Below are 12,870 nucleotides of genomic sequence, written 5' to 3'. Positions count from 1 at the left end.
TCCGTGTCGTCGGGGTCAGGCTCGCTTGGCGGCGGGCAGGCCGAGGCCGACGTACCCGATGATGTCGCGCTGGATCTCGTTGGTGCCGCCGCCGAAGGTCATGACGAGAGACGAGCGGTGGAACCGCTCCAGGCGGCCGGCGATCACGGCGCCGGGGGAGTCACCGGTGACGCCGGCGTGGGGGCCGACGACCTCCATCAGCGAGCGGTAGACCTCGGTCGCGAGCTCGGAGCCGTAGATCTTGGTGGCCGACGCCTCGGCCGGCGAGAGCGGCACGCCGTGGTCGGCGTCGGCGGCCAGCTTCCAGTTGATGAGGGTGAGCGCCTCGATCCGGGCATGCGCGCGGCCGAGCGCGATCTGGACCCACTCGGTGTCGATGACCCGCGAGCCGTCGGGGTTGCGGGTCTCGGCGGCCCAGTCCTTGACCAGCGTCAGCGAGTGCTGGAGGGGGGCGGCGGAGGTGAGGGCGACCCGCTCGTGGTTGAGCTGGTTGGTCATCAGCGCCCAGCCACCGCCGCGCTCGCTCACCAGGTTGGCGGCGGGCACCCGGACGTCCGAGTAGTACGTCGCCGACGTGCCCACCCCGGCGACGGTGTGGACCGGGGTGTACGACACGCCGGGAGCGTCGGCCGGGACGAGGATCATCGACAGGCCCTTGTGGCGGGGCGCGTCGGGCTCGGTGCGGCAGGCCATCCAGAGCCAGTCGGCGTACTGGATGAGCGAGGTCCACATCTTCTGGCCGTTGATCACCCACTCGTCGCCCTCGAGCGTCGCCTTGGTCTTGAGCGAGGCCAGGTCGGTGCCCGACCCGGGCTCGGAGTAGCCGATCGAGAAGTGCAGGTCGCCGGCGAGGATCTTCGGGAGGAAGTACTCCTTCTGCGCAGTCGACCCGAAGCGCATGATCGTCGGCCCGACCGTGTTCAGCGTCAGATAGGGGATCGGGACACCTGCGATCGCGGCGACGTCGGTGAAGATCAGCTGCTCGACCATGGAGCGGGCCTGGCCGCCGTACTCCTCGGGCCAGCCGATCCCGAGCCAGCCGTCGCTGCCGATGCGGCGGATCACGTCCTTGTAGACGCCGGCCTCGCCGAACTCGCCCGTGGCGGAGGCCAGTCCGGCCCGGACCTCGGGGGTGACGAGCTGGGCGAAGTACTCGCGGAGCTCCTCGCGCAGGGCTACCTGCTGCGGCTCCAGGTCGATGTGCATCGGATCTCCTCGAAGGGCTGGGTTGTTGTCAGCCTAACGGCAAAACTGTAACGTGTTCTACATGACCGAGACGCGCATGCTCGACCAGGGAACGACGCCGATCCGCTTCGCGCGCGGCTGGCACTGCCTCGGGCTGGCCTCGGACTTCGCCGACGGCAAGCCCCACGCCGTCCCCGGGTTCGGCGGCAAGCTGGTGGTCTGGCAGGACAGCGAGGGCGAGCTCAACGCCCTCGACGGCTACTGCCGGCACATGGGCGGCGACCTGACCCAGGGAGAGGTCAAGGGCGACACCATCGCCTGCCCGTTCCACGACTGGCGCTGGGGCGGCGACGGCAAGTGCAAGGCGATCCCCTACGCGCGCCGGGTGCCCCTGCGGGCCCGCACGCAGCGCTACGAGACCACCGTGCGCAACGGTCAGCTGCTGGTCTGGCACGACCCGGAGGGGTCGGCGGCCGATCACGACATCCTGCCGCCGGAGCTGCCCGACGTGATGACGGACAAGTACACCCCGTGGTCGTGGCACACCAAGGAGATCAACGGCTCGCACTGCCGCGAGCTCATCGACAACGTCGCGGACATGGCGCACTTCTACTACGTGCACTTCGCGTTCCCCACGAGCTTCCGCAACATCTTCGACGGCCACACCGCGACCCAGTTCATGGAGTCGAAGGGACGTCCCGACACCTCCGGCGCCGGGTACGGCGACGAGAACTCGACCCTCAAGTCGGTGGCGACCTACTACGGGCCGGCGTACATGATCAACTGGCTCGAGGTCGACTACAAGGGCTTCGTCACCGAGGTCATCCTGATCAACTGCCACATCCCGACCGGCCCCGAGACCTTCACGCTCCAGTACGGCATCAGCGTGCGCAAGCCCGAGGGCCTCGACGACAAGACCTGCGCCTACATCGCCGAGCGCTACACCGAGTCCTTCGGCGAGGGCTTCCTGCAGGACGTCGCGATCTGGGAGAACAAGGTCGCCGTCCAGAACCCGCTGCTCTGCGAGGAGGACGGACCGGTCTACCAGCTGCGCCGGTGGTACGAGCAGTTCTACGTCGACGTCGCGGACGTCAAGCCCGAGATGGTCGACCGGTTCGAGTTCGAGGTCGACACCACCAAGGCCAACGAGTACTGGCACGCCGAGGTCGCCGAGAACCTCGCCAAGCGGGCCTCGGCGGAGGCCTCCGCGTCCGCGGACGCCTGAGGGCGGGATCCGGATGGCATCGTTCGTCCCGACCAGCGAGGAGACCCTCGACGACCTGCGGCACTACACGGAGGACCGCCTGGTCGAGGTCGCCTGCCTGGACTGCCTGGCCCGGGTGCGGGTCAAGAAGAACAGCGACCACCAGACGTCCGTGCAGTGGACTGCAGAGGCCCGGTCGGATTGTCAAGAGTTCGTGCGACGAGATCAGCGTCCCGGCGGACGGGACGTGCACAAGCCGTGCGCGCGGCTGATGGCTAGCATCGACGACGCCGTCCGGGCCGGGGATGTCCCGGTCGGCGCGTACGACGGCTACTGAGCCATCTTCCTAGGAGTGGGAGTTCCGTGGACATCGAGTCCTTCGTGCTGGACGTCGTCGGTGTGGTCGAGGAGACCGCCGACGCGAAGTCGATCAGCTTCGCCGTGCCCGCGGGCGCCGAGGAGAGGTTCGACTACAAGCCCGGCCAGTTCCTGACCGTGGCGGTGCCGAGCGACCAGACCGGCATCGCGGCGCGGTGCTACTCCCTGTCCAGCAGCCCCCACGACGGCGGACCGCTCACGGTGACCGTCAAGCGCACCGCGGACGGGTACGCCTCCAACTGGATCTGCGACAACCTCGCGGTCGGCGACACGCTCCGGGTGCTGCCGCCCTCCGGCATCTTCACCCCGTCGTCGCTCGACGCGGACCTGCTGCTGTTCGCCGGCGGCTCCGGGGTGACGCCGATCATGTCGATCACCCGCACCGCGCTCGCCCATGGCAAGGGCAGGATCGTGGTGTTCTACGCCAATCGCGACGAGACGTCGGTCATCTTCGCCTCCGAGCTCACCCGGCTCGCCGCCGAGCACCCGGACCGGCTCCTGGTGATCCACTGGCTGGAGTCGGTGCAGGGCATCCCGACCGAGGCCCAGATGAGGGCCTTCGCCGCGACGTACGGCGGCTACGACTCGTTCGTGTGCGGGCCCGCGCCGTTCATGAAGATGGTGACCACCGTGCTCAAGGAGCTCGAGGTCCCGCGCAGCCTGCGTCACCAGGAGAAGTTCGTCTCCCTCGGCGGCAACCCCTTCGGCGACCTGAACGAGCTCCAGCAGGCGGAGACCGAGATCGCCCTCGCCGAGTCCGACGACGACGGCGCGGCGGCGGACGTCTTCGCCGACGCCCCCGCCGGCCCGGTGAAGGTCGAGGTCGAGCTCGACGGCGAGGAGTTCACCTTCGACGACTGGGACCCGCGGACCAAGCTGCTCGACTTCCTCGAGAGCAAGGGCGTGAAGGCGCCGTACTCCTGCCGCGAGGGGGAGTGCTCGGCCTGCGCGATCCGGCTCGTCGAGGGCGACGTCAAGATGCTCTACAACGACGTGCTCGACAAGGACGACCTGGACGACGGCATCCGGCTCGGCTGCCAGTCGGTGCCGCTGACCGACACGGTCAAGGTCAGCTACTCGTAGGTCGGCGCTCGACGACAACGGCCGCCCGCTGCCTCCCCCTAGGATGCAGCCGGCGGCCGTTGGTCTCGTGCCCTCCGGTCAGGCGGCCGGAGCCGGCGCCGGAGCGGGGTTCTTGGCCAGGCACTTGTCGAGGCGCTCCTGGGCGTGCTCGACGCGCTGCACCTGGAACTTCTTGGCCTTCTTGACCGTGGCCTTCTTCTCCTTGGCCGTGGCGACCGCGGCCCGGGCGGAGCGCTTCTCCTGGGCGGTGGTCGACGCCTTCACCTCGGCCTTGGCCTCGGCGATCGCCTCCTTCTTGGCGGCGAGCTTGGCGGTCAGGGACTCGAGCTTGGCCTGGGCCTTGTCGAGCTGTCCCTGCTCCTTGGCGCACGGGACGTCGTCCGTCGGCGGTGCGGCGACGGCGCCCGCGAGGGGCGCGATGGAGATGCCCAGGGTGAGGACGGCCGCGGCTGCGGCGGTGCGGGCGAGGGTCATGGGTGACGCTCCTTCTGGTCGAATCGTTCGTCACCCGGTACATGTCGCGAACGGTCCGGACCGTTACATCGGCTCAGCCTGGGCTCGGGCCGGGCTCCGGACGTGTCGGTGGCTCGTGGGAGGGTCGGGGGATGAACGCTGCCGCACCCGGCCCCGACGGCCTGCCCCGCTGTCGGTGGTCCCTCTCGCCCGACGAGCTGCCCTACCACGACACCGAGTGGGGCTTCCCCGTCGTCGACGACCAGCGGCTGTTCGAGAAGGTCTCGCTCGAGGGCTTCCAGGCGGGACTGAGCTGGCGCACCATCCTGGTCAAGCGTCCGGCGTTCCGCGCGGCCTTCGCCGGCTTCGACTTCCGGGTCGTCGCAGGCTACGACGAGGGCGACGTCGAGCGTCTCCTCGCCGATGCCGGCATCGTCCGCCACCGCGGCAAGATCGAGGCCACGATCAACAACGCCGCCCGCGCGATCGAGGCCGTCGACGAGCACGGCTCGCTCGCGGCCTACCTGTGGGGGTTCGAGCCGCCCGCCGGCGAGGTGGCCGAGCCGCAGACGCTCACCACCTCGCCCGCTGCCATCGCGCTGTCCAAGGACCTCAAGAGGCGCGGCTGGAAGTTCGTCGGACCCACCACCATGTTCGCGTTCATGCAGGCGATGGGGCTGCTCAACGACCACGTGGTCGGCTGTGTGACCCGCGACGAGGTCGCGACCGCGCGGCGGGCGTTCACGCCTCCGGCATGATCCGCCCGCCCAGCACCGCCACCGTGTCCGGCACGAACGGCAGCGTCGCCACCATCTCCCGCAACCGCTCCACGCCGACCCACTCGCCCCAGGCGACCTCCTCCGGCTGCCAGGTGATCGGTCCGTCGTAGACACAGGTGTACGCGAACGCGTGGTACGACGTGTCCGCGTCGGCGTAGTCGTCCTCGCCGAGCGGCGCCAACGTCACGCCCGTGACACCCAGCTCCTCGGCCACCTCGCGCACCGCCGCGGCGTACGGCTCCTCGCCGGCCTGGAGCACGCCGCCCGCCGCGAAGTCGTAGCGCCCCGGGAACACGTCCTTGGTGTCGGTGCGCCGGTGGACGTAGACCTCGCCGGCGCTGTTGCGCACGACGACCAGGGTCGCCGCGTGGCGCAGGTTGCGGGCCCGCATCTGCGAGCGCGGCACCGCCTCGCCGGTCGGGAGGCCGTCGGCGCCGTACAGCGCGACCCGCTCCTCGCCGGGATCGGTCACGGTGTCCTCCGGCGGTGCAGCCATGGGTCGCATCCTGTCAGGAGCCCTCGATCTGGGTGGCGACGCCTGCGACGTGCTGCCGGAGGGTGGCGCGGGCCGGGGCCAGGAACGGCTCGTCCGTCACGAGCACGTAGTGGAGGGCGGCGGTGATGAAGAAGCCGAACGCCGCGACGTCGACGTCCTGCCGCACGGTGCCTTCCCGCTGCCGGGTCTGCAGGAACTCGGTCATGACACTCGCCCACGATCGGATGACGCCCTCGTCGACCGCGTGCTGAAGAACCTCGCCCCCACCGGAGCTGTTGCTGAGGTGTGCCACGAGAGCAGGCGCGACGGACGCGGACTGCAGGTCGGCGAACTCCATCAGCCGGTCGACGAGTTGTCCGCCCGATCGTGACGCCCACTCCTCGATCTGGTCCGCCAGCTCCTGTAGGGAGGTCAGGGCGAGCTCGCGCAGCAGATCCTCCCGCGAGTCGAACGCCTTGTACGACATGCCGACCGCCATGCCCGACTGGCCTGCCAGGGTCCGCATGGTCAAGGCGTCCACGCCGTCGCGCGCGATGACCGTCCGGGCGTGGTGCAGCAGAGTGCGGCGGAGCGCGCCGATGTCGGTCGGGGGGCGAGGCGGAGCCATCACGAGCCTTTCGTGGGTGGTTGACGTCCATCATATCGTGAACTAGCGTTCATGAACATCAGTTCACAATCTAGGAAAGCAGGAATCGGCCATGGCGCGTCCCCCACGGGTCGAGGCGACGGCCCCCGTCGCCCCCGTCCCCGGGTGCCGCGCCGAGGGCTGGGGGAAGGGATGGCCGACGGCCCTGGGCCTGGGCGTCGCGAGCCTGCTCCTGGCCACGGGCGCGGCCAGCCGCGACACGCTGGCCATCGGCGCCACGGCCGCCGCGTGGTGCTACGTCGCCGCCGCCGCGTCCGGTCGGCCCTGGGTCGCCTGGGTCGCCGTGCCCGGCGCCTCGCTGGTGGTCGTGTCCAGTGAGGTGATGGGGCTCCCGTGGTGGACCGGACTGGCCCTCGGGGCTCTCGTCCTCGTGCTCATCGGTCTGCGCCACGCGAGCGCTCGCGCCGTGCTCCTCGCCCAGGCGGCGGCCTTCACCCTGGTCGGCCTGCTCGCTGTCGTTGCCCTGGGCCTGGGCCATCGCGCGGGCGTCGTGCTCGCCGGTCTCGTGCTGGCCTCGCACGCGATCTGGGACATGATCCACTATCGCCGTCGGCTCGTGGTGCCTCGTCCGCTGGCGGAGGCGTGCTTCAGCCTCGACCTCCTGCTCGGCCTCGGGCTCATCGCCGTCGTCCTGCTCCCGTGGTAGTCGCACCGGGCGTCCCACGGAACCGCCCAGGACCACGACGGGACTGCCGACGGTCGGCGTCTCGCCCTGGCACCACAACCGCGACTCTCGACAAGAACAGAGCACAAGAAGCTGTGTCGGCCTGTAGGCCCACACCGATCCTGAGGAGGCTGACGCCGTGCGGCGACTGACCTTTGGCATGAACATCAGTCTGGACGGCTACGTCGCGGCGCCGGGGGACGATCTCGGCTGGAGCGTGCCGAGCGACGAGTTGTTCCAGTTCTGGTCCGACCGCGTCGCCGCGACGGGCCTGGCGCTGTACGGGCGCAGGCTATGGGAGACGATGAGCCCTCACTGGCCGACCGCCGACCAACAGCCCGGCGCCACGCCGGCGCACATCGAGTTCGCCGGCCGCTGGCGGGACATGCCGAAGGTGGTGTTCTCCTCCACGACCATCCCGGTCGACTGGAACGCCCGCCTGGTCACCGGCGACGCGGTCACCGAGATCACCCGGCTCAAGAACGGCGAGGGCGGTCCCATGGACGTCACCGGCGCCAGCCTCGCCGGCGCCGCCATGCGGGCCGGGCTGATCGACGAGTACACCGTCGTCACCCACCCGGTCCTGGTTGGCGGTGGCAGACCGTTCTTCACCGCCCTGGACAGCTGGGTGAACCTGAGTCTGGTGGAGACGCGCACCTTCCCCGGCGGCGTGCACCTCGCCAGGTACGAGACCCGGGGCTGAAACCGGGCCTCGGACCGGCGACTCCGCCGCCGGACGCCCACGCAGGAGTGGCCGCGCCGGCCGGCAGCGTCACCAGCCCCGTTTGCGCCACTCCGCGAGATGCGGGCGCTCGACGCCGAGCTGCGAGTCGTTGCCGTGGCCCGGGTAGAACCAGGTGTCGTCGGGCAGCGTGCCGAAGAGCTTGGACTCGACGTCGTCGACGAGGGTCGCGAAGGCATCGGCGTCCCCGAAGGTGTTGCCGACGCCGCCGGGGAAGAGCGAGTCCCCGGTGAACAGGTGGGGGTGTCCCTCGGGATCGCGGTAGAGCAGGCAGATCGAGCCGGGGGTGTGGCCGGTGATCCGGATGACCTCCAACTCGCACGAGCCGACGGGCACGGTGTCGCCGTCGCCGACCCGGCGGTCGACCGGAACCCCGGTCTGCTCGGTGATGGCGTCCGCGTCGGGCTCGCCCGCCACGACGGCCGCACCGGTGGCGCGGACGACGTCCGCCAGCGCCCGGTGGTGGTCCCAGTGCTGGTGGGTGGTGACCACGGCGGTGAGCCCGGCGTCGCCGATGAGCGGCAGCAGCGTCTCGGGTGCCGCGGCGGCGTCGATCAGCACCTGCTCGCCGGAGTCGTTGCAGCGCAGCAGGTAGCAGTTGTTCGACATCTTCTCGTCGACGGCGACCTTGGTGATCGTCAGGCCGGCCAGCTCGCGCACGTCGGCGGCTCCGCCGACGCGCACCTCTCCGGTGTAGGTCATCGTCCCTCCAGGCTCGGCAGCGTTCCGGTCGTGCTCGACAGTACTGCCGCCGGCTCGCGTCCGGTCGCCCACCAGGCGAGGGCGCCGAGGGGACCGCTGACCGTCGGGGCGTTCGCGGCGGGGGAGCCGAAGGCCCACCGGGCGGGCTCGTCGGTGGCGACGACGTGGAAGCCGGGGCCGTCGTACCGAGCGGCGTCGTTGCCGACGAACGCGATCGCGGTGGCGGGCGGCCAGTCCGAGGCGGAGTAGCCGGCATCGAGGTCGGCGTGGTGGATCTCGACCTCCCGCAGCCGCAGCGCGGGTACGCCGTCGGCCGGCATCAGCTGCCCGCCCGGCGTCCGCTCGAAGGTGGTGCCCGGGGCCAGGCCGGCGGAGACGCCGGCGACGTCGGCAAGTGCCGCGCTGCCGGCGACGAGCCGCTCGATGACGACGGCCGGCGGCTCGGCCGCGAGCACGTCGATATCGCCGTCGCGGGCGCCGTCGGAGGCGTACATCGTCGTCGGTCGCCCGTCCCGGATGCCACGGAGCACGCCGGCGAGCCCCTCCGCGTTGAGGGCCAGGTGGGCGAGCACGTGCGCACGGCTCCAGCCGGCGCACAGCGACGGGGCGGCCCAGTCGTCGTCGGTGAGGGACCGGGCCGTGGTGAGGAGCCGCTCGGTCGCGGCGGTGAGGGAGGTCACGCCCCCATCATGCCCGTGCGGGGCAGCGCGGACAGCGGGGCTGTCGGTGGCGGGTGAGAGGCTGGTCCCTGTGCGTGGCGGCTTGCCTGTCGACGTACGATGGCGAACACTTGTTCGAAAGACGAACCTTCGAGGAGAAGGACCGGTAGTGACCGATCAGCTCATCATCCGTGGGGCGCGCGAGCACAACCTCAAGGACGTCTCGATCGACCTCCCCCGCGACTCCCTGATCGTGTTCACGGGGCTGTCGGGCTCCGGCAAGTCGAGCCTCGCGTTCGACACGATCTTCGCGGAGGGCCAGCGGCGCTACGTCGAGTCGCTGTCGGCGTACGCCCGTCAGTTCCTGGGCCAGATGGACAAGCCCGACGTCGACTTCATCGAGGGCCTGTCGCCCGCGGTGAGCATCGACCAGAAGTCGACCTCCAAGAACCCGCGCTCGACGGTCGGCACGATCACCGAGGTCTACGACTACCTCCGCCTGCTCTACGCCCGCGCCGGCCGCGCGCACTGCCCGACCTGCGGCGCGCCGATCGAGCGGCAGACACCGCAGCAGATCGTCGACCGGATGCTCGCCCTCGACGAGGGCACCCGGTTCCAGGTGCTGGCACCGGTCGTCCGCGGGCGCAAGGGCGAGTACGTCGAGCTGTTCCGCCAGCTCCAGACGCAGGGCTTCTCCCGGGCCAGGGTCGACGGCGAGATCCACAACCTCGACGTGCCGCCGACGCTCGACAAGAAGCTCAAGCACACGATCGAGGTCGTCGTCGACCGGCTCGCGGTGAAGGAGTCGGCCAAGCGCCGGCTCACCGACTCCGTCGAGACCGCGCTCGGCCTCGCAGGTGGGCTCGTGGTCTTCGACCTCGTCGACGCCGCCAAGGGTGAGCAGAGTGAGCTGAAGTTCTCCGAGAAGATGGCCTGCCCCAACGACCACCCGATCGAGACCGACGACCTCGAGCCCCGCTCGTTCTCGTTCAACTCGCCGTTCGGCGCCTGCCCCGCCTGCACCGGCCTCGGCACCCGGATGGAGGTCGATCCCGAGCTGGTCGTGCCCGACCCGACCGCGACCCTCGCCGAGGGGGCGCTGCAGCCGTGGAGCCACGCCCATGTCGCCGACTACTTCGGCCGCCTGCTCATCGCCCTCGGCGAGGAGCTCGGCTTCGACGTCGACACACCCTGGGAGCAGCTCTCGCCCAAGGCGCGCAAGTCGATCCTCGAGGGCCACTCCACCAAGGTCCATGTCGTCACGCGCAACCGCTACGGCCGCGAGCGCTCCTACTACGCCGACTTCGAGGGCGTGCGGACCTATGTCGAGCGCCGTCACCGCGAGGCCGAGAGCGACACCAGCCGCGAGCGGTTCGAAGGCTTCATGCGCGAGGTGCCGTGCCCGACCTGCGCGGGCAGCCGGCTCAAGCCGGTGTCGATGTCGGTCACCCTCGGCGCCCGCGACAGTACTGACGGGCGCGGCGGCAAGAACATCGCCGAGGTCTGCGCGCTGCCGATCAACGAGGCGGCCGCCTACCTGCGCGACCTCGACCTGTCCGCCCGCGAGCGCCAGATCGGCGAGCGGGTGCTCAAGGAGATCCAGGAGCGCCTCAACTTCCTGCTCGACGTCGGGCTCGACTACCTCTCGCTGGACCGGCCGTCCGGCTCGCTGTCCGGCGGCGAGGCGCAGCGGATCCGGCTCGCGACACAGATCGGCGCCGGCCTGGTGGGCGTCCTCTACGTCCTCGACGAGCCGTCCATCGGCCTGCACCAGCGCGACAACCAGAAGCTGATCGAGACCCTGGTCCGGCTCAAGGACCTCGGCAACACGCTCATCGTCGTCGAGCACGACGAGGACACCATCCGGGTCGCCGACTGGATCGTCGACATCGGCCCCGGCGCCGGCGAGCACGGCGGTCAGGTGGTCCACTCCGGCACGGTCAAGGGCCTGCTCGAGCACCCCGACTCGATGACCGGGCAGTACCTCTCCGGGCGCCGCGAGATCCCGGTCCCCGCGGTGCGCCGCCCGCGCACCAAGGGCCGCGAGCTCACGGTGGTCGGTGCTCGCGAGCACAACCTGCAGAACGTCGACGTCAGCTTCCCGCTCGGCGTCTTCACCGCGGTCACCGGTGTCTCGGGGTCCGGCAAGTCGACCCTGGTCAACGACATCCTCTACACCTCGCTGGCCAAGCAGATCTACAACGCCCGGGCCATCCCCGGCCGCCACCAGAAGATCACCGGGCTCGAGCACGTCGACAAGGTGATCCACGTCGACCAGTCGCCGATCGGACGCACGCCGCGGTCCAACCCGGCGACGTACACCGGCGTGTTCGACCACGTCCGCAAGCTGTTCGCGCAGACGCCCGAGGCGAAGATGCGCGGCTACCAGCAGGGCCGGTTCTCGTTCAACGTCAAGGGCGGCCGCTGCGAGGCGTGCGCCGGCGACGGCACGATCAAGATCGAGATGAACTTCCTGCCGGACGTCTACGTCCCGTGCGAGGTCTGCCACGGCGCCCGCTACAACCGCGAGACCCTCGAGGTGCACTACAAGGGCAAGACCATCGCCGAGGTCCTCGACATGCCGATCGAGGAGGCCCAGGAGTTCTTCGCCGCCGTGCCGCCGATCGCGCGGCACATGAAGACGCTGACCGAGGTCGGGCTCGGATACGTCCGGCTCGGCCAGCCGGCCACCACGCTGTCGGGTGGAGAGGCGCAGCGGGTCAAGCTCGCCGCGGAGCTGCAGAAGCGCTCGACCGGCCGCACCGTCTACGTCCTCGACGAGCCGACCACCGGCCTGCACTTCGAGGACATCCGCAAGCTGCTCGGCGTCCTGTCCGGACTGGTCGACAAGGGCAACACGGTCCTGGTCATCGAGCACAACCTCGACGTGATCAAGACCGCGGACTGGCTGATCGACATGGGTCCCGAGGGTGGCTCCCGCGGCGGGACCGTGGTCGCCGAGGGCACCCCCGAGGACGTCGCCGTGACGCCGACCAGCCACACCGGTCACTTCCTCCGGCCGCTGCTGGACGGGCGGTCGGCGGAGCAGCCGACCGGACTCAAGCGGCCGCCCGCGGCCGCGCCGGCCAAGAAGGCGGCAGCGAAGAAGCCGGCGGCCAAGAAGGCTGTCGCGACGAAGGCTCCGGCGAAGAAGACGGCGGCCAAGACCGTTGCGACGAAGACAGGCGCGCGGGCGGGGTCTCGGCGCGGTTGAGGCCGGGGGCGATGGCCCGCCGACGCCCTCCTCATCGTCCAGGGCCGCCTCAAGCCGGCATTTCCCTGACTTGTTACGTCGGTGACAACGTCGAGGGGAGAGAATCCGAATAGCTTGGTTCTTGGCTGCTCTGCTGGACCTGGGCCCTAGCCTCAAGGTCATGATGAGGGACGTCGTCGCAGCCTCCGTAGTCACACTGTCGGCCGTTGCCGGAGCTGGGTGGGTCATCGGAAACGCCGCCAACGCCGCCGCCGACGCCCCACGGGCTTCCGCTGACGTCTCGGGCGCCGTCGCGGCACCGGAGAACACCGTGGCGGAGCTCTGTCCTGACGGAAAGGTCCCGATGCTCGACATCGAGAACTTCCCGAACGGCAAGACAGTTGGCGCCGATTCGGTGGCGGCTGCGATGGCCTCGGTGACGGGGACGGAGGCAGCGGCGGCAGCGACCTACGCACCGATCGCCAGAGGCAATGCTGCTCCGGTGTGGGTCACCATGGGCACGTCCAGCTATGTCGTCCACCCGACACTGGATGGCGGCTGGTTCGCGTCACCCGCAACTGTCCAGGAATGCAACTCCATCGATGACCTTCAGTCGGAGGTCGCTGGTCCGAACTGAGCGAGGATGGTCGGTGGTCAGCTGCGGCGGCGGCGCGAAGGCCGCGACG

Annotated in this window: 14 protein-coding genes; 8 read left to right on the top strand and 6 right to left on the bottom strand. The window is 70.2% G+C overall.

Annotation, left to right across the window (positions count from 1 at the left end; genetic code table 11):
- Positions 1 to 15: 15 nt before the first annotated feature.
- The gene (locus tag KVF89_RS10555) at positions 16 to 1,206 is read right to left on the bottom strand and encodes an acyl-CoA dehydrogenase family protein (protein WP_257425482.1); all 1,191 of its coding nucleotides are present in this window, start codon (positions 1,204 to 1,206) and stop codon (positions 16 to 18) included.
- Between the two features lie 61 nt (positions 1,207 to 1,267).
- On the opposite strand from KVF89_RS10555, the gene KVF89_RS10550 reads away from it, so the two are divergent.
- From KVF89_RS10550 to KVF89_RS10540, 3 genes are read left to right on the top strand one after another with little or no spacing between them, the layout of a single operon-like run.
- The gene (locus KVF89_RS10550; RefSeq protein WP_257425481.1) at positions 1,268 to 2,410 is read left to right on the top strand and encodes a 3-ketosteroid-9-alpha-monooxygenase, oxygenase component; all 1,143 of its coding nucleotides are present in this window, start codon (positions 1,268 to 1,270) and stop codon (positions 2,408 to 2,410) included.
- 13 nt (positions 2,411 to 2,423) lie between these two features.
- Positions 2,424 to 2,726, top strand: coding sequence for a hypothetical protein (locus tag KVF89_RS10545; RefSeq protein WP_257425480.1), 303 nt, complete (start codon positions 2,424 to 2,426; stop codon positions 2,724 to 2,726).
- A gap of 26 nt (positions 2,727 to 2,752) precedes the next feature.
- Positions 2,753 to 3,850, top strand: coding sequence for a ferredoxin--NADP reductase (locus KVF89_RS10540; RefSeq protein WP_257425479.1), 1,098 nt, complete (start codon positions 2,753 to 2,755; stop codon positions 3,848 to 3,850).
- A gap of 78 nt (positions 3,851 to 3,928) precedes the next feature.
- On the opposite strand, the gene KVF89_RS10535 is transcribed toward KVF89_RS10540, so the two are convergent.
- Positions 3,929 to 4,324 carry a hypothetical protein gene (locus KVF89_RS10535; RefSeq protein ID WP_257425478.1) on the bottom strand — a complete coding sequence of 132 codons (396 nt, stop codon included), beginning with the start codon at positions 4,322 to 4,324 and terminating at the stop codon, positions 3,929 to 3,931.
- Between the two features lie 131 nt (positions 4,325 to 4,455).
- Between KVF89_RS10535 and KVF89_RS10530 the strand changes: the two genes are divergently transcribed.
- A complete protein-coding gene (locus KVF89_RS10530; RefSeq protein ID WP_257425477.1) occupies positions 4,456 to 5,061 on the top strand; it encodes a DNA-3-methyladenine glycosylase I in 606 nt (201 codons plus the stop codon).
- On the opposite strand, the gene KVF89_RS10525 is transcribed toward KVF89_RS10530, so the two are convergent.
- Entirely contained in the window at positions 5,045 to 5,578 is a 534-nt protein-coding gene (locus KVF89_RS10525) for an NUDIX hydrolase (protein ID WP_257425476.1), read from the bottom strand. The genes KVF89_RS10530 and KVF89_RS10525 overlap by 17 nt on opposite strands.
- A 13-nt stretch (positions 5,579 to 5,591) precedes the next feature.
- Complete coding sequence (locus KVF89_RS10520) at positions 5,592 to 6,185, bottom strand: TetR/AcrR family transcriptional regulator (protein ID WP_257425475.1); 594 nt, start codon at positions 6,183 to 6,185, stop codon at positions 5,592 to 5,594.
- Between the two features lie 91 nt (positions 6,186 to 6,276).
- Between KVF89_RS10520 and KVF89_RS10515 the strand changes: the two genes are divergently transcribed.
- Both KVF89_RS10515 and KVF89_RS10510 read left to right on the top strand, forming a co-directional pair.
- The gene (locus KVF89_RS10515; RefSeq protein ID WP_257425474.1) at positions 6,277 to 6,870 is read left to right on the top strand and encodes a hypothetical protein; all 594 of its coding nucleotides are present in this window, start codon (positions 6,277 to 6,279) and stop codon (positions 6,868 to 6,870) included.
- A gap of 157 nt (positions 6,871 to 7,027) precedes the next feature.
- Positions 7,028 to 7,591, top strand: a complete 564-nt coding sequence (locus KVF89_RS10510; RefSeq protein ID WP_257425473.1) for a dihydrofolate reductase family protein — start codon at positions 7,028 to 7,030, stop codon at positions 7,589 to 7,591.
- A 69-nt stretch (positions 7,592 to 7,660) separates the two neighbouring features.
- On the opposite strand, the gene KVF89_RS10505 is transcribed toward KVF89_RS10510, so the two are convergent.
- Positions 7,661 to 8,332 (bottom strand): MBL fold metallo-hydrolase, encoded by a 672-nt coding sequence (locus KVF89_RS10505; RefSeq protein ID WP_257425472.1) that lies wholly within the window; start codon positions 8,330 to 8,332, stop codon positions 7,661 to 7,663.
- Positions 8,329 to 9,012, bottom strand: a complete 684-nt coding sequence (locus KVF89_RS10500) for a maleylpyruvate isomerase family mycothiol-dependent enzyme (protein WP_257425471.1) — start codon at positions 9,010 to 9,012, stop codon at positions 8,329 to 8,331. The genes KVF89_RS10505 and KVF89_RS10500 overlap by 4 nt, the downstream gene beginning before the upstream one ends.
- 148 nt (positions 9,013 to 9,160) lie before the next feature.
- Here KVF89_RS10500 and uvrA point away from each other — a divergent pair, with 148 nt between their 5' ends.
- The gene (gene uvrA, locus KVF89_RS10495; RefSeq protein ID WP_257425468.1) at positions 9,161 to 12,205 is read left to right on the top strand and encodes an excinuclease ABC subunit UvrA; all 3,045 of its coding nucleotides are present in this window, start codon (positions 9,161 to 9,163) and stop codon (positions 12,203 to 12,205) included.
- Positions 12,206 to 12,365: 160 nt separating this feature from the next.
- Entirely contained in the window at positions 12,366 to 12,821 is a 456-nt protein-coding gene (locus tag KVF89_RS10490; RefSeq protein WP_257425467.1) for a hypothetical protein, read from the top strand.
- The last annotated feature ends 49 nt before the right edge of the window (positions 12,822 to 12,870 follow it).

This window comes from Nocardioides carbamazepini (assembly GCF_024614185.1).
Taxonomy (GTDB): domain Bacteria; phylum Actinomycetota; class Actinomycetes; order Propionibacteriales; family Nocardioidaceae; genus Nocardioides; species Nocardioides carbamazepini.
Note: the sequence above shows the minus strand (reverse complement) of the source record. Positions and strands in the feature narration are given on the sequence as shown.